General features: G+C 37.3%; 14 protein-coding genes and 1 pseudogene. 14 read left to right on the top strand and 1 reads right to left on the bottom strand.

Annotated features, from left to right (window positions below):
• The first annotated feature begins 137 nt into the window (after positions 1–137).
• From EJK17_RS01650 to EJK17_RS01625, 7 genes are all read left to right on the top strand, one after another.
• Positions 138–407, top strand: a complete 270-nt coding sequence (locus tag EJK17_RS01650) for a hypothetical protein (RefSeq protein ID WP_103660642.1) — start codon at positions 138–140, stop codon at positions 405–407.
• 212 nt (positions 408–619) lie between these two features.
• On the top strand, positions 620–916 hold the full coding sequence (locus EJK17_RS01645; RefSeq protein WP_103660643.1) for a bacteriocin immunity family protein: 297 nt from the start codon (positions 620–622) through the stop codon (positions 914–916).
• 126 nt (positions 917–1,042) lie between these two features.
• Positions 1,043–2,407 (top strand): sensor histidine kinase, encoded by a 1,365-nt coding sequence (locus EJK17_RS01640; RefSeq protein WP_103660644.1) that lies wholly within the window; start codon positions 1,043–1,045, stop codon positions 2,405–2,407.
• 86 nt (positions 2,408–2,493) lie between these two features.
• Positions 2,494–2,967 carry a LytR/AlgR family response regulator transcription factor gene (locus EJK17_RS01635; protein ID WP_342769156.1) on the top strand — a complete coding sequence of 158 codons (474 nt, stop codon included), beginning with the start codon at positions 2,494–2,496 and terminating at the stop codon, positions 2,965–2,967.
• Entirely contained in the window at positions 2,967–3,212 is a 246-nt protein-coding gene (locus tag EJK17_RS11700; protein WP_236629283.1) for a LytTR family transcriptional regulator DNA-binding domain-containing protein, read from the top strand. Before EJK17_RS01635 ends, EJK17_RS11700 begins: the two co-directional genes overlap by 1 nt.
• A 19-nt stretch (positions 3,213–3,231) precedes the next feature.
• Positions 3,232–4,047 (top strand): CPBP family intramembrane glutamic endopeptidase, encoded by an 816-nt coding sequence (locus EJK17_RS01630; protein ID WP_103660645.1) that lies wholly within the window; start codon positions 3,232–3,234, stop codon positions 4,045–4,047.
• A 113-nt stretch (positions 4,048–4,160) separates the two neighbouring features.
• Positions 4,161–5,774, top strand: coding sequence for a polysaccharide biosynthesis protein (locus EJK17_RS01625; RefSeq protein ID WP_103660646.1), 1,614 nt, complete (start codon positions 4,161–4,163; stop codon positions 5,772–5,774).
• 33 nt (positions 5,775–5,807) lie between these two features.
• On the opposite strand, the gene EJK17_RS01620 is transcribed toward EJK17_RS01625, so the two are convergent.
• Entirely contained in the window at positions 5,808–6,041 is a 234-nt protein-coding gene (locus tag EJK17_RS01620) for a hypothetical protein (protein ID WP_103660647.1), read from the bottom strand.
• A 116-nt stretch (positions 6,042–6,157) separates the two neighbouring features.
• On the opposite strand from EJK17_RS01620, the gene EJK17_RS01615 reads away from it, so the two are divergent.
• The 7 genes and pseudogenes from EJK17_RS01615 to EJK17_RS01585 all read left to right on the top strand — a co-directional run.
• Complete coding sequence (locus tag EJK17_RS01615; protein ID WP_103660648.1) at positions 6,158–7,465, top strand: PTS transporter subunit EIIC; 1,308 nt, start codon at positions 6,158–6,160, stop codon at positions 7,463–7,465.
• Positions 7,443–8,357: an alpha/beta hydrolase gene (locus EJK17_RS01610; RefSeq protein ID WP_103660649.1), complete on the top strand. Its 915-nt coding sequence runs from the start codon at positions 7,443–7,445 to the stop codon at positions 8,355–8,357. The genes EJK17_RS01615 and EJK17_RS01610 overlap by 23 nt, the downstream gene beginning before the upstream one ends.
• 336 nt (positions 8,358–8,693) lie before the next feature.
• The gene (locus EJK17_RS01605; RefSeq protein ID WP_103660650.1) at positions 8,694–10,808 is read left to right on the top strand and encodes an ATP-dependent Clp protease ATP-binding subunit; all 2,115 of its coding nucleotides are present in this window, start codon (positions 8,694–8,696) and stop codon (positions 10,806–10,808) included.
• 199 nt (positions 10,809–11,007) lie between these two features.
• On the top strand, positions 11,008–12,381 hold the full coding sequence (locus EJK17_RS01600; RefSeq protein ID WP_103660651.1) for an amino acid permease: 1,374 nt from the start codon (positions 11,008–11,010) through the stop codon (positions 12,379–12,381).
• 424 nt (positions 12,382–12,805) lie between these two features.
• Positions 12,806–13,642, top strand: a complete 837-nt coding sequence (locus tag EJK17_RS01595) for an ATP-binding cassette domain-containing protein (protein ID WP_236629282.1) — start codon at positions 12,806–12,808, stop codon at positions 13,640–13,642.
• Between the two features lie 5 nt (positions 13,643–13,647).
• Positions 13,648–15,225, top strand: a complete 1,578-nt coding sequence (locus EJK17_RS01590) for an ATP-binding cassette domain-containing protein (protein WP_103660652.1) — start codon at positions 13,648–13,650, stop codon at positions 15,223–15,225.
• A gap of 349 nt (positions 15,226–15,574) precedes the next feature.
• Positions 15,575–15,776: pseudogene (locus tag EJK17_RS01585) on the top strand (RNA-guided endonuclease InsQ/TnpB family protein); the annotation flags it as partial.

Here is a 15,776-nt window from a genome sequence, read left to right as displayed (position 1 = left end):
TTAGAGATACGGAAGGTGGTATTTATGTATGTTGCCGAAAAAAGCAAAAATCAAAAGACTTTTCCTGATTCTGAAGTACGTGGCGAGCGCAGCCGTAGTTCTGTACCAATTAGTAAAGAAGATCAATGGGTTAAGAAATGAAAAAGCTTAGATTTTCATTAGCTGCTAAAGAAAAGTACGAAGAATTAACCGGTGCGCAACGGACGTATATTGATCAAGGCTTGGAACATTTAAAACAAGATGATTTAACGGGCGCTGAGTACTTGGTCAATGAAGAATTAGGAATGGAAATTAAGTTTGCTCTGGAAGGGCAAACAGTAACGGTCTTAAAAATCGGCACCGTAGCTGAGTTTAATCGGGATCAGTATCCTGAAGCGCAGCAGCGGATGTTAGATTGGAATAATTGAGAAAAAGCAGCCCCACGGGCTGCTTTTTTAGATCAGTAATTAGGATCATAGTTGAAAAATCGGTATCAAATCGGGTAAAATGATACCGATTATTTAGGGATGGTCCTGATTTTTACCAAATCCGCTTAAAAATCAACCGAATTTGAATCCTAATGTCTCACCAAAATCAATTGCGTTATAATTTTTGATGTAAATTGAAAGAAGATAAGAATATGTTTGGGATTAAGAAAACTAAAAAAGCAGAACAACAATTACTTACTAATCTTAATGATTTGATTGAAGATGGATCAATTAGTCCGCAAGAACGGCAAATTTTGCAAGTAGCTAAGGCTGGTTTGGAAAAGAACGAGTACTTACCGCGAGTTTTACGCGACCTTGAAGATGGATTGCAGCCACTTGCTTTGCAAGGAAAAATGTCGGATAAGGTGAGAGAGCTGTATTTGGCGATGGTTAGTCAAAGTGGATCTGAGTTGAAATGGCGCGGGCTTTGCTTTGGTAATTTAATGTAAAAAATGGGATAGCCGGTAGTGGCTATCCTTTTTTCTTGTCCAAATTTGCACTAAAACAACCGAATTTGAATTTTTGTATGAGAAAAAGGCAAAGCAGGGTAAAATCTAACTAACGAGGTGAGAGGGATGCAGGCAGTTCACGATTTTATCCAAGGTTTCATTTCCGGCTTTGGCCCCCATGCTGATTTTATTTTAGGCTATTTAGTTTTAATGCTAGTTGAATCGATTACTTCAACTAGTTTCCTGATTTGGTATTTTTTCAAAGTTACTCGTCTGCCTAAAGCGGGATTTAAAAACAAATTCTTTCTCGGAATAATCTCAGTCTTGCTATATATTCCAGCAATCTTTGGTTCATATGGGATTTTAATTACCACTTTAGCCAGTATGCTCTTGTTTTATTTACGCTATCGGCGTTACGACCACCTAGCGATCGTAAACGCCGTCATTTCTGGGACTACTTTTTACTTAGTAATTTGGATTTTGCAATCTATTATTTTTAATATTTTACTTAAAGCAAGGTTAGTTACTAAAGGTAGTGCTGTTAGACCTTGGTTAGCAGTGTTAATCTTTATCATTTTCTACCTTTTCGCAATTATTTTCGTAAAGAAAAAGGCAAGTTGGTTTTATCACCAAATTACTGGAAAGAATGCCCGCTCATTTTTGGTAGCAGTTGGCTATTCCTATTTTTCTGCAGGAGTGATTGTCATTTTAAATATGCTTTACGGTGAGTCATCGCAGGTACTCTTACTTTATATTTTCTTGCTGTTAACGCAGATCGGGTTTGCTTTTTACATGTACTTTATCAATACGAAAATTCAAACGCGGTTACTTGATGAACAAGAACAACAAAATTTACAAGAATATCTGCATGACTTAGAACAGAGTGAGGACCAATTGCGCCGCTTCAAGCACGATTACCCCAATCTCTTAGCGAGTTTACGGACTAGTGCTGAAAGTGGTGCTAACCAGGAGCTAGTGGCGGAACTAGACCGATATACTGAAAGCCAGCTGAACCAGCAGAATCTCTGGAAGTACAAGAACCTGAATCACTTGCATAATGATGCATTGAAGAGCTTGCTAGTCGAGAAGCTGAATCGCTTAAATGAGCTTGGCATCAAGTATTCTTTTGAGTGTGAGCAAGAAATCACCACTGTGCCAAAAAACGTCAAACTTTTCGATCTGGTGCGCATTATTGGCATCGTTTTTGATAATGCCATCGAAGAGAGTCAAAAAGTGGGCACTGAGCAAGCCGAGGTGAAGGCGATGTTTTATCAAGAAGAGCCCGGTGAATTGGAATTTGAGCTTAAGAATAAGAGTCGCTTGCAGCAGGTAAATTTGACCCAAATTAAAGAAAAGGGCTACACGACTAAGGAGCATCATCAAGGCTTAGGACTAGCTAATATTCAAGAGATTAATGATCAATATGACAATATGTTTATCGAGTACGGCAGCAAGAACAACTGGTTCAGCTTTAGTTTAGTGATTGCGTAGGAGTGAAAATGAAATATACCGTAATAATTTGTGATGATGACGTCAAACAAGCATCGAATTTAGCTTTAAAGTTAAGGACAGCCGCTATGATGGAGTCGGGTGAAACGCCTGAGACCCGAATTGAATTAGAGATCGGCACAATTGCTAGTAGTTATGGGCAAGTGTTGGAATATTTAGACCAGCATCCCTTAGACGGCGGAATTTACCTCCTTGATATTGAACTAGGTCAGGGTAAAGATGCGCCAAACGGCGTGGATTTAGCCGAACAGATCAAAAAGCTGGACCAGAGAGCGCAGATCGTTTTTGTCACGGCCTATAACGAATACATGGAGCTGACCTATGAACGTCGCATCGGCTCGGTGGACTACATCAACAAGAATAATCCCGATTTGCAAAGACGGTTAAACGAAACCTTGCGGGATGCTGTTCATAACTTAGATACCGAAAACTTTACTAAGCAAATGACTTTCTCCTACCGCTTAGGGCGGATTATCAAAAACGTCAATATTGATGATATTTATTACATTTCAACCACTAAAGCCCGCACAAATTGCGGTTAGTGCGGAAGGATGGTGAGGCTGAATTTGTTGGTGATATTAAAAGTGTTGATGAACAGCATGAATTTTTGAGAAAAGTTTCGCAGTCTTACTTAATTAACCCGAAAAACGTCCGTCAGATCGATTTGAAAAAGCACACGATTACTTTTCCAAGTGGGGAAGTAATTACTTTCTCACGGCGTTTTGGCCGGGTTATGAAGGCTTTGATTAAGGATTATAACTTAGCGCAACAAGAATTGACCAAATAGGAAGAAAGCGAGGACAATTATGCAAAATAATTATGAGTTAGCACTGAGTGATTTTATTGAAATAGATAATGAAAATAGCAGAAGACACAATGTTCTAACTATGCTTTTAGCTACCATTATCTTAAATATCGCTTACGTTTTCGGACAAAGAATTATTAGACTTGCTCATATCAAAGAGTTTTGGCTCCATCAACTAGTCTTAATAGTCGTACTTGCACTCATTGCTTTCTGTGCTTGGAAGTTTTGCCGGACGACTAAACTTTTAATTACGCGCTTGCCGCAAAATAAAGTGCAAATTATCTGGGGGATTGTGCTAGTAGTGGTGTGCTTGCCGTTCATCATTGGCAATTTTGGTCAAACAATCACAGCACTGCGTTTACCAGGACAAAAGTTGATTCAAGTCTTCATTACGGCTGTATTAGTTGCCTTTGTTGAAGAATTACTCTTCCGCGGGTTACTGTTTAATGCCGTCATATTGCTGTTAGCCAAGCAAAAATATCGCTTCTTCTGGACAAGTATCATTACTGCAGTTTTATTCGGCCTTATGCACTTGGTCAACTTGTCACATCAACCATTACAATCAACTTTAGGACAGGTGATAGTTGCTGCTACATTGGGGCTAATTCTGGCCTTCTTGCGATTAGCAACTAACAATATTTCCTGGGGAATACTGCTGCATTTTTGGATCGATTTTAAGCCAATCCTTGTAGCAAAAGACGTTGGTACAGGAACTCTTCCATTAGGAGTAGTGGCAGGAGTATTTCTCCCACTCGCAATTGCTGCAATTATTTGCTTGTATTTGTATAATCGGCATTATGTGAAAGTAATGGCTTAATGTCAAATTAAGGTAAGAAACCCTTAAAATGGGCTTTCTTACCTGTTTTTTTACGTAAATTTGCCTATAATGAAGGATTGAAAGTTGACGCAAAAGTTAAATGAGGGATTGTTTTGAATAAGAAAATGCTATCAGGTTCATTTTGGCTGTCTTTCGGCAGCATTTTCTCCAGAGTATTAGGAGTTATCTACCTAATTCCATGGCTGATCATGCTGGGCAGTTATCATCATCAGTTGAATGCTCAAGCAATTTTTAATTCTTCTTATACGCCATATGCTTTGTTTCTGTCAGTAGGAACGGCGGGCTTGCCTTCAGTAATCGCGCGGGAAGTAGCAGCGCTTAATTCAAAAAAGCGTTACAAGGACGCGGTTTATCTGACTAAGCTCGGTTGGTTAGTCATGTTAATTATGGGTGTTTTGTGCGGAGTTGCCCTTTATATAGCCGCACCAATGATTGCGAAAAATAGTCCAGTTGCCTCAGTTGCGCAAGGTACTTTTTCCATTCGAGTGTTAGTTCCTGCCGTCATTATTTTGCCATCGATGAGTATGGTTAGAGGTTGGTTCCAAGGGAACAATGACATGAAACCATACGGCATTTCACAGCTTTGGGAACAATTTTCACGTGTGCTCTTTATTTTAGCTGCCACCTTCGTTGTCATCGAAGTGCTCCACCAGAATTATGTTTTTGCGGTTTACTTAAGCGTTTTTGGGGCCGGGGTTGGTGCAATTGCTTCATATCTTTATCTTTTCTTTTATGGACAAAAGCAAATGGCAACTTACCGGGAAAATCTAACTCGCAGTGAGCCGCGGACGCTTGATAACGTAACGTCTAACTTAATTACTCTTTGGTATCGGTCCATTCCCTTTGTTTTGCTCGGTTCTTTTATTACGCTGACGCAGTTTGTAGATCAAGTTTTCTTCAAGCAGATTTTAGCGCAAACCACCCACTGGAGTAATAACTACATTAGTTACCTCTACACAGTTTTCTCAGCTAATCCTAGCAAGATTACCACGGTAATTATTTCTCTTGCTACGGCTGTTTCTGAAACCAGTTTGCCACTACTCTCAGGGCTAAGAGCCAATGGGCAAACTGCTAAGATCCGTAAGTTATTAATTGAAAACTACCGCTTGCTCTTGTTTGTCTTGTTGCCAATCGTTACGATGGCGGCCTTTGCTAGTTCCGCTATTTACACCATCTTGTTCTCCCATGATAATGTGGGGACTTATTATTTGATGCAAAACATTATTCAAAGTCTCTTCTTAGGCTTAGTTATGAACTCACTGACTTTGCTTTTAGCTTTGAATATGAACCGGCTCGCCGTTTATTACATGCTTTTAGGTTTAGTATTAAAACTGGCCCTGCAATTTCCATTAGTGCAGCTGTTTCAAACCAACGGTGCGATTGCCTCAACTAATGTAGCGATGATTGTCGTAGTGCTAGTTAGTTATGCTGCCCTTGATAAAACTTATGCTGTCAAGTTAGGTAACTTATTGCCGCTACTCAAAGACAATTTTATTTTCTTTATCGCCGTTGCATTTTATTACTTTATTATTGGCCAACATTTCGATGGTATTACTAGTCGAACTTGGAGTTTTGTTTACTTAGTGATCTATGGTTTATTAGGCTTAGCCCTTTATATTTGGCTAACCAATAAGACGCAGATTTCTAAGCAGATTTTAGGCAAAAAGATTGGTTATAAGTACTTTAGATATAAGCACTTTAAGTAAAAAGACCTGGGAAATTTATTTTCCCAGGCTTTTTTAAATATTCCAATTACTATTCAAAGTATGTTGCAAGTATTCATCAAGATACTTTGAATCTTCAGAATCTTTTTCTTTCATAATTTGTCTAATTTCTTTAGAACTTAACCGCTTTGAAATATAGTACTTAAGAGCGGCGTTAGTTAGTTCGTTAAAGTCTGATTCAGTTATTTCCATATACTTTTCTGCTAACTTATCGGCTTGACTGTCTAATTCAACTTTTCTTTTTGCCATATTTTTCACCTTTTACCTTTGTTAATAATTATATCATTTTTCAAAAATTTGCCTAACTTATGCGTTTGTAGGCGTGTATAATGTAAAAAACAAGAACGAATAAAGGAATGAGAATTATGTCCGATCGAGTTGTCCAATTGCTCTTCTGGTTGAGGCGGCGGTCATTTTTTAGGGTAGTGCAACGCACCTTTATGATGCTGATGCCGGTAGCGGTAATTGGCTCATACTTTCAATTATTACGTGACTGCATTTTTTCACCAGATAGTTTAATTTATAATATTTTCAATTTTGACTATATTATGTCAGATCGCCTATGGGATGTGGGTAATTTAGTTAGCGCCGGCATGGTGCAAGTTACCTTCGGAATCTTTGGGATTTTTGCGGCTTACTTTTCTGCGCTCTATACGGCCCGCATCTATCATAAAGACGCTACGATGGCCGGAATTACTTCAGTTATCGTGATTACTTTTACAGCCTTTTTAAGTGGGGTCGGCCGGGTGAGCGGAACGAGAATTACTTTTTATTCCCGAATTCTCAATATCAACGGGATCTTGTTTGCCTTACTTTGTGGGTATCTGGTTGGTCAAGTCTTCCATTGGCTAGGGCAAGACTATCACCACATTCGCCATGAACACGCTGCTCACATTCAAGCACGGGCTTGGAGCGCCTTAATTCCAACGGCAGTATCCTTATTAGTAGGAATTGTCTTTGGCATTATTATTTATCTTTTTAAGGTAAAACTACTCGATGATGTTTACTTCCGCAGCTTAATCAGTGGAATGAAGGCTTCGAATAACTTAGCCTTAATCATTCCGTTAACCATGCTTGCTACCTTTTTATGGTGGTGCGGGATTGGTTATCCGTTGGCTAGTATGGTTTCAGCCTCTAATAGTGGAGCTGCAATCGCCAATTTAAATTACGCCTTGCGGCATGGTGGTGCCAATGTTCCTTATAAATATTTGGGTTCTTCCTTGATTCAGGGTTATGGTTTGATGGGGGATGCCTGTGTGGCTTTGTCCTTAACCGTGGTAATTTTACTGTACACGCATAATAAGCAATTAGAATCGATTGCGAAGATAAACCTGTTGCCAGTTGCCTTTGGTGCTTCTAATGGCTTAGCAATTGGCTTACCTATGATACTTAATCCACTTTATTTGTTACCGATTATCGTGATTCCGGCAATTAATGAACTGATTGCTGCTGGTGCAATTACGCTTAATTTAATTTGGCCCAGCGTTTATCCGGTTCTTGGTGGAACTCCTGGAATTTTGATTTCTTTCTTTGGTTCAAACGGTAACTGGCCGACTTTTATCTTTACCGTCTTGTTGTTTATTTTGGACATTTTGATACTGATCCCAGTAGTTTTAATTGGTCAAAGAATCAGTGAAAGGCTGGCGCAATATGAACAAGAAATGGAAAATTGAGTTCAATCAACGTAACTTAAAGTGTTTAGTGGTACTGTTCATAGTTTTACTAGCTTTATCAATTCCAGCTTTTTTTTGGATGAAAAAGACCAACCATGATCGGGCCCAGCGGCGAAAATCACTCTTGTCACCAGTAGTGATGGTGCCAGGATCAAGTGCAACAATCGAGCGCTTCAATTCACTAATTGCGATGCTGAATGAAGATTCGCCTCACCCGCACAGTGTTTTAAAAATTAAGGTGATGAAAGATGGTAGTCTGAAATATAAAGGAAGCATCAATCGTGGCGATAATGAACCCTTTATTGTGATTGGCTTCGAAAATAATAAAGATGGCTACAGCAATATCAAAAAGCAAGCAGGTTGGTTAGATACGGCCTTTTATGAGATCTCGCAGACTTATAAGTTTAACAACTTTAAGGCCTTTGGCCACTCAAATGGTGGTTTAGTCTGGACCTATTGGTTAGAGCACTGTTATTCAGAGTATGAGTCAGAAATCAAAATTAAACGCTTGATGACCTTGGCCTCGCCGTTTAACTTTGACGAAGACAATTTAAATCACCGGACGCAAATGTTGGCCGACTTTATTAAATATAAGAAGCAGCTCCCTAAGAGTCTCAAGGTCTATTCATTAACGGGTGGTCAAACTTATGAGTCAGATGGGATTGTACCTGAAAATAGTGTAGCTGCCGCCAAGTATATTTTCCAAAACCAAGTAAAGAGTTTTATGGAAATTACGGTGACCGGTAAGCAAGCTAACCACTCGGATTTACCGCAAAATGAGCAGGTAGTGCAGGTAATGAAGCAATACTTATTAAGTAAGAATAAGCAAAATGCGCCAATACCAAAAGATAATAAAAAAGGAAAGCAACGCGAAAAGAAGAAAATTAAGTAATTTATCCACAATTTAATTGAGTCAATATAAGAACCTGAGCAAATCCTACTCAGGTTCTTATTTTTTAGCTTCTGTGGAAAACTTATTGAATTGATAAACTAGCTAATCGCTTTCTTAAGAAATTCTTTAGAATTTGTGAAGTGAGCAAAATAGCTTTATACCGATAATTTCAGCCGATAAAAACTACCATTTCACAAAAATTGAAATATTTGTGGAAAACTTTTATATTTTTGTTTGCTTTTTGTGGATAACCTGCTATACTTATAAATATAAAGAATTAGCACTTGAAAGTTGAGAGTGCTAATTACCAATTTGAATACAGGGAGTGTTGCGAATATGGCATACTTTAACAATGATTTTGATAACTTATTTAACGAATTAAACAGCTCATTCTTTAATGATGACTTTACTAGAAGTTCATCTAATGGTTCAATTCCAGTTCACTACTCAAGTAACATGGCAAATCCACAAACCATTCAACAAAATCCACAACAACCAAAGCAAAAAGCAATTGGGATCGATTTAGTTGAACAAGCTAAAAATAATAAATACGACCCAGTGATTGGTCGTGACAAACAAATTGACGAAGTAATTGAAATTTTGTCAAGACGTAAGAAGAATAATCCAGTTTTGATCGGACCTGCTGGTGTTGGTAAGACTTCAATTGTGGAAGGCTTAGCTCAAAGAATTGCTGAAGGTAATGTTCCAGCTAAGATGAAAGACATGCACATTATTTCTATTAATATTAATGACATGGTTGCTGGTTCTAGCCTTCGTGGTAGCTTTGAAGAGAAGTTGAAGGAAGTAATTGACCAAGCTAAGAAGAATCCTAACATCGTGCTCTTCATTGACGAATTACACAACATTGTTGGTGCTGGTTCTACTGATTCAGAAACTAACAATGGGGATGCTGCTAACATTTTGAAGCCAGCTCTTGCAAGCGGTGAATTGAAATTAATTGGTGCTACTACTACTAGTGAATACCAAAGAATTGAAAAAGATCCTGCTCTTGCTCGTCGGTTCCAACCAGTTCAAGTTCCAGAACCTTCAACTAAGGTTGCTGTAAAGATCTTGGAAGGCCTTAAGAAGAAGTACGAAAAGTTCCACCACGTAAAATACGATGATGATGCTTTGAAGTTAGCGGTTGAATTATCTGAAAGATACATTCAAGGTCGCTACTTACCAGACAAGGCTATTGACTTGATGGATGAAGCTGGTGCTAAGAAGGCATTACTTGTTGAACCAGCTGACGAAGCTAGTCTTAAGACTCGGATTCATGCTTTAGAAGCTAAGAAAGCAGAAGCAGCTAAGGCTGAAGACTATGACAAAGCTGGCGAAATCAAGACTAAGATTGAAGAATTAGAAAAAGACTTGAAGAAGGCTAATAAGGCTGAAACTCCAGTTGTTACTGAAAAGGATATTTACGCTTTAATTGAACAAAAGACTAATATCCCAATGAGTGAACTTCATGCTGATGAAGCTAAGAAGAACTTAGACTTAGCTAAGAAGTTGAAGGAAGTCGTTATTGACCAAGACAAGGCAATTGATGTAATTACTGACGCAATTGCTCGTAAGCAAGTCTTCAAAGACAGCGACCGTCCTACTGGTTCATTCTTACTTACTGGTCCTACTGGTGTTGGTAAGACTGAACTTGCTAAACAATTAGCAATTAACCTCTTTGGTAACAAAGACCACTTCATTCGTTTGGACATGTCTGAATACCAAGATGAAATGGCCGTTAACAAGTTAATCGGTTCTGCTCCAGGTTACGTTGGCTATGGTGAAGGTGGTCAATTAACTGAAAAGGTTCGTCACCAACCATACAGCTTGATTTTGTTTGACGAAATTGAAAAAGCTAACCCACAAGTCTTCAACGCACTACTTCAAATTATGGATGATGGTCGTTTAACTGACGCTCAAGGTAGAACTGTTTCCTTCAAGGACACCATCTTGATCATGACTTCTAATGCTGGCTTCTCAGACAAGTTACTTGAAGACGGCAAGGTTGACCAAGACAAGTTAATTCACGCTCTTGAAAACTACTTCAGACCTGAATTCTTGAACCGTTTGGACGCAATCGTACCATTCAACTCATTGACTGAAAAGGACATGGGCAAGATCATCGACATCTACTTGAAGAAGATGGAACACATCTTGACGAAGAAGGGTGTTGCAGTAACAGTTTCTGACGAAGCTAAGAAAGTGATTGCTGAAAAAGGCTACGACAAGAAATTCGGTGCTCGTCCACTTAGAAGAGTGGTTGAACAAGACCTTGAAACTCCAATTGCTAAGTTAATCATGGCTTACCCTGACACTAAGAAGGTTGAATTTACTGCTGATGACAAGCACTTGTACATGAACGGTAAGTCAATCTTAGACTTAGTTAAGCCAGCTGAAGTAGCTGATGGCGAAGTTAAGGATGACGCCAAAGAAGACAAGAAAGAAGACTAATTTAGTTAAAAATAAATGAAGAAGCTATCCGCTTAGCGGATGGCTTTTTTGGTGCAATTGACAATTATCTAGATGCTTCTTATAATTAAAAACAATTGAAAATTGTTGAAATTAGCTTTTTAAGATAGATGATTTTAAAAAAAGCAGACTATTTCCGAGGAAATAATCTGCTTTGATAACTAAATTAGGGAGAGTTTAGATGAGAAAGCAGAAGAAAGCGCCAGAATTAAAACGCTCGATGACTGCTGGGCAGATGGAAATGATTTCGCTCGGAGGCGCAATCGGGGTTGGGCTCTTTATGGGGTCAGCTTCAACAATTAAGTGGACCGGGCCGTCAGTTTTACTGGCTTATATGTTTGTCGGCTTAATTTTGTATATTGTGATGCGGGCTTTAGGAGAAATGCTCTATGTTGATCCAGGTACTGGTTCGTTTGCAGACTATGCAACGGAACATGTTCATCCTATTGCAGGCTATTTAGCTGAATGGGCGAACGTTTTCCAATACGTTGTCGTTGGGATTTCAGAAGTAGTAGCGACAACTGAATATTTACGCTTCTGGTGGAATAATACTTCTGATTGGATTGCCGGAATTATCATTATTGCCTTCTTGCTGCTGGCTAACTTAGCGAGTGCTAAGGCTTATGCAACGCTAGAATTCTGGTTCGCGATGATCAAGGTAGTCACGATTGTTTTGATGATTATTCTTGGCTTCATGGTAATTCTCTTTGGCTTTGGTAATGGGGGCCATCCGATTGGCTTTTCTAACTTATGGAGTCATGGTGGTTTCTTTACCGGGGGAATCAAAGGCTTCTTATTCTCAATGGCGATTATCGTTGGTTCATATCAAGGAATTGAATTAATAGGGATTTCCGCTGGGGAAGTTGCTAATCCGCAAGAAGCCATTGTGAAGAGTGTGAAGTCAGTGTTATGGCGCATCTTAATCTTCTATGTCGGTGCGATCTTCGTGATTGTGACAATTTATCCATGGAATGAACTGGGCAATATTGGGTCACCATTTGTAACAACTTTTGCAAAAGTGGGCATTACCGCTGCAGCTTCTGTGATTAACTTCGTAGTTTTGACGGCAGCCTTGTCCGGGGCTAACTCAGGAATTTATTCCTCAAGCCGAATGCTGTATAAGATGGCTCATGAAGGTTATGCGCCTAAGACTTTTGGGCATGTTTCCAAGCGAATTGTTCCTAGTCATGCCATTATCGGAATTACTTCAGGGATCTTTATTGGTTTTATTCTGAATGTAATTATTCAGCTCTTTAGCAAGTCACTTGAGAATGTCTTCGTAATTGTTTATAGTTCATCCGTCTTGCCAGGGATGGTAGCATGGTTCGTAATTTTGTTAGCTGAATTACGCTTCAGAAGAAAGAATCCTGACTTGATGAAGAAGCATCCGTTCAAGTTGCCGCTTTATCCGTATTCTAATTACTTTGCCTTATTCATGTTGACCTTGATTGTGGTCTTTATGTTTATTAATCCGGATACGCGGATTTCCGTAACCGTTGGGGCTTTGTTCCTGATCGGAGCGGCCTTAGTTTATGTAGTCAGACATCGTAAGTAATAATAAGATTTTAAAAAGCAATGGTGTTAAGCCATTGCTTTTTTGATTACCATTTCTATTAAAACGAGCTTAAATAAATAAGTAAAAAATGAGATAAAGCATTGACTTATTAATAAATCAGCAATATTATAAGACTAATCTTTAAACAGATTGGTTATATTCAACAAGTATATGTAGCTTAATGCCAAGCAATGATAAGTTATTAGAGAAATATCTCAATGAGTAGGTGATTTAAAATGAAGTTTCGAGAACTAATTCGAAATGATAAGCCTCTGTTCATTATTGTAATTATTTTAGAAATACTGTATGCAGTGGGATCAGCAGCTAGTTCATACATTATTCAATTTGCCTACAATCAACTAGAAAAAAATATACTATTGGGCTTTTTATTATTTATCGTTAGTAGTATTTTGCTATTCTTCTTTTGGCTGCTATTTTATTTTTTAATCATCAAATTGCTTTTGGTGTGGTTATTGCTGCAGGCAATTTTTCTACAGCTATTCTGAGTTGTTTGTTAACGACTACAACGGCATTAACTAGAATTCAATCAGTTCAAGGTATTAATCAAGAACTAATTAAGTTGCAATGTGTTAGAAAGGATAAATCGGTTAATAATTCCAAGAATATATACTCTATAAGCACTTGTAATTTGAGCTATTCATTTAAGAATGGCGAAACAATTACTTATCCTGATGTCACTATTAAAAAAGGCGAAAAAGTTTTACTTTATGGAGATAGTGGAGTTGGAAAGTCCACGTTGTTTAAATTGATTTTAGGGAAATTACATCCTACTAAAGGAAAGATTATCTTTAAAGATAAAAAGGGGCAGATAATTTCTCCAGATTATGGTCAAATTGGTTATATCCCACAAGATGGAATCTTATTTCCTACAACCATTGCTAATAATATTACGATGTTTAATGGACGCTTGAAGAAGATGTTAAGCTCAATTATTAGAAAAAATGATTTTGAAAAGGACATAGCGGGGATGCCAAATGGGGTTGATACAGAAGTTGATCTTGACGTAAATATTTTTTCAGGTGGTCAGAAACAGAAAATTATTTTAGCGCGTAATGAAATTTACGATTTTTCTATTATTATGGCTGATGAAGCCACGAGTGCAATTGATGCTAAGAGTAGCTATCGCATATTAAAAAATTTGATGTCTTCTAATAAAACAGTTATTGTGATAGCTCATAATTTAAACTCTGCTACCAAACAGTTATTTAGCAAAAAGATATATCTTGCAAATAAGAGGTGATGGTAATGTCTTTTAAGGGATTGTATTCTGTTAATAAGCCAAGAATGATTGCTTTACTTATTTTGGAGTTTCTGACTTCAGCTTTAACAATTGGAGTTAGCTATATTACAACCTATCAGATTACTGCTATTAAAGAAGAAAAATGGCAACGGTTCATTATTCTGATTATTGCGGCTTTAATTGCCTCTGCCATAAGTTATATAGGGTTGAATGTTTGTCAGTACTGGATTGAACAGCAAATTCAACAATATAATCATCTAGTTAGAACTAAAATTGTAAGACATTACTTTTATGATCAAGAAAATCATAATCCAGCTAAAGTTCAAAATCGTTTAACTAATGATTTGAATTTAATTAAACAATCAAAGCTGTCAGTATATACAGATATTCCCTACTACGCAGCACAGATAATCTTTTCATGTATCGGGTTATTACTATTTCATTGGAGCTTGTTAGTAGTTGTTTTATTATTGGGTATGTTAAGCTTTTACTTACCTAAATTTCTTCATCCCGCATTGCAAAGAGCCGCTTCAAGTTTATCTAGGGCAAATAGAAATTATTTAAATGCAGTCGAGAAGTGGTTAGATGGTTTAGCTGAGTTACGTAAGTTTGCTGCTGGTTTACAGCTATTTAAAGTTATGGATCAAGCTTCTAATACTTTAGAAAAAGCTAATGTTACAAGAACAGGAACAGTGCAGGCACTTACCATCTTAAACAAAGCAACGGCCGCTTTATTACAATTTGCTTTACTAGCTGTGACTGCTATTTTGGTTACTAAGCATTTGGTTTTATTTGGTGTAATAGTAACGGTTGAAAGTTTTAGTCTTTATATAAATTCTTCTTTTAAAATGTTAATTACTGAGTTGGGTCAAATTCATTCAGTCGATAAATTAAACGAAGAAATTAATCAAGATAGTACTAAGGTGGATAGTTTCTTTGTATTAAAGTCACCAGTTAGTTTGACAACTGACAATGTTTCAGTTCGTTTTGCTAATGGTAAAGAGATTCATTTTCCTAACTTAAAAATTAATAAAGGTGAAAAGGTATTATTAACTGGAGACTCTGGTGCAGGGAAAACCACTTTATTTAAAGTGCTTCTTGGTAAGATTAAGACTTATACGGGTAAAGTTGTTTTTAAGGATAATACTGGGAATGAGATTAATCCTAAAGAAATTAAATTAGGATATATTCCACAAGATCCTGTTTTATTTCCTGACAGTATTGAAAACAACATTACGATGTTTAATTCTAATCTTAAAAGTAAAGTTAAAGATTATGTTGATAAATTTTCATTTGAACAAGATATTGAAAAATTACCATTAGGATTGCAAACTAAAATAAGTTTACAAGCATTAAATGTTTCTGGAGGTCAAAGGCAAAAGATTGTCTTAGCCCGAGCCGCTATTCACGATGATAATTTTCTTTTGATTGATGAAGGCACAAGTGCTGTTGATCAAAGAGCAACCATGAAAATTTTAAAACAGTTGATGAAGAGTCCATATACTATAATTTTTATTGCCCATAATTTTAATGAGGATATGAATAATTTATTTGATAAAGAAATTCATTTAATTAATGAGTAAAAAGCAATGGTGTTAAGCCATTGCTTTTTTAGTAGTTTGAAATACATAAAAACTATCATTTCCTATAGAAACTTATCATTGTACATTTTCACGATAGTTACCTATAATAGAAAAGCGACTATGAAAAAGTAAGAAAAGGGAGGCTGCAATGATTAACTAAAACATAGAAAAACATGGTTAATTATGGAAACTGATCTACTCAGAAAGTAAAAAACATAGAGGTATATCAGTTTTCGAAAGCTAAAAATTTAAGAATTTGTTCGCTTGTCTTAACTGCTTAAGTTGTTAAACTAATGTTTGCATTGGAGGTGGAACAAGTGATCAAAGCTCAAGTAGTTGAATTAAAACCCAATCAAGCTATGAAGCTCGTAGTTTAAACAAGGAAGATAATCCTAGTCCAAACGAATATCGAGTGCGAGATGAATTAGTTGCCAATAAAGCAGAATGGCAGTATCAGTTATCATCTAGATGTTTACAGCTAGCCGTTACGGACTTGGCCAATGCTTGGCAGAACTTCTTTGATAAAGCACAACCTGATTGGGGTAAGCCTC

It is taken from the genome of Lactobacillus xujianguonis (assembly GCF_004009905.1).
GTDB classification, from domain to species: domain Bacteria; phylum Bacillota; class Bacilli; order Lactobacillales; family Lactobacillaceae; genus Lactobacillus; species Lactobacillus xujianguonis.
The sequence above is the reverse complement of the archived record's forward strand: the minus strand, read 5'-3'. Positions and strand labels throughout refer to the sequence as shown.

What these genes read in the sequence shown, in the direction of transcription:
- EJK17_RS01650 (WP_103660642.1), top strand. Translation starts at nt 138, where the DNA reads ATGAAAAAGCTTAGATTTTCATTAGCTGCTAAAGAAAAGTACGAAGAA.
- EJK17_RS01645 (WP_103660643.1), top strand. Translation starts at nt 620, where the DNA reads ATGTTTGGGATTAAGAAAACTAAAAAAGCAGAACAACAATTACTTACT.
- EJK17_RS01640 (WP_103660644.1), top strand. Translation starts at nt 1,043, where the DNA reads ATGCAGGCAGTTCACGATTTTATCCAAGGTTTCATTTCCGGCTTTGGC.
- EJK17_RS01635 (WP_342769156.1), top strand. Translation starts at nt 2,494, where the DNA reads ATGATGGAGTCGGGTGAAACGCCTGAGACCCGAATTGAATTAGAGATC.
- EJK17_RS01630 (WP_103660645.1), top strand. Translation starts at nt 3,232, where the DNA reads ATGCAAAATAATTATGAGTTAGCACTGAGTGATTTTATTGAAATAGAT.
- EJK17_RS01620 (WP_103660647.1), bottom strand. Translation starts at nt 6,041, where the DNA reads ATGGCAAAAAGAAAAGTTGAATTAGACAGTCAAGCCGATAAGTTAGCA.
- EJK17_RS01615 (WP_103660648.1), top strand. Translation starts at nt 6,158, where the DNA reads ATGTCCGATCGAGTTGTCCAATTGCTCTTCTGGTTGAGGCGGCGGTCA.
- EJK17_RS01610 (WP_103660649.1), top strand. Translation starts at nt 7,443, where the DNA reads ATGAACAAGAAATGGAAAATTGAGTTCAATCAACGTAACTTAAAGTGT.
- EJK17_RS01605 (WP_103660650.1), top strand. Translation starts at nt 8,694, where the DNA reads ATGGCATACTTTAACAATGATTTTGATAACTTATTTAACGAATTAAAC.
- EJK17_RS01600 (WP_103660651.1), top strand. Translation starts at nt 11,008, where the DNA reads ATGAGAAAGCAGAAGAAAGCGCCAGAATTAAAACGCTCGATGACTGCT.
- EJK17_RS01590 (WP_103660652.1), top strand. Translation starts at nt 13,648, where the DNA reads ATGTCTTTTAAGGGATTGTATTCTGTTAATAAGCCAAGAATGATTGCT.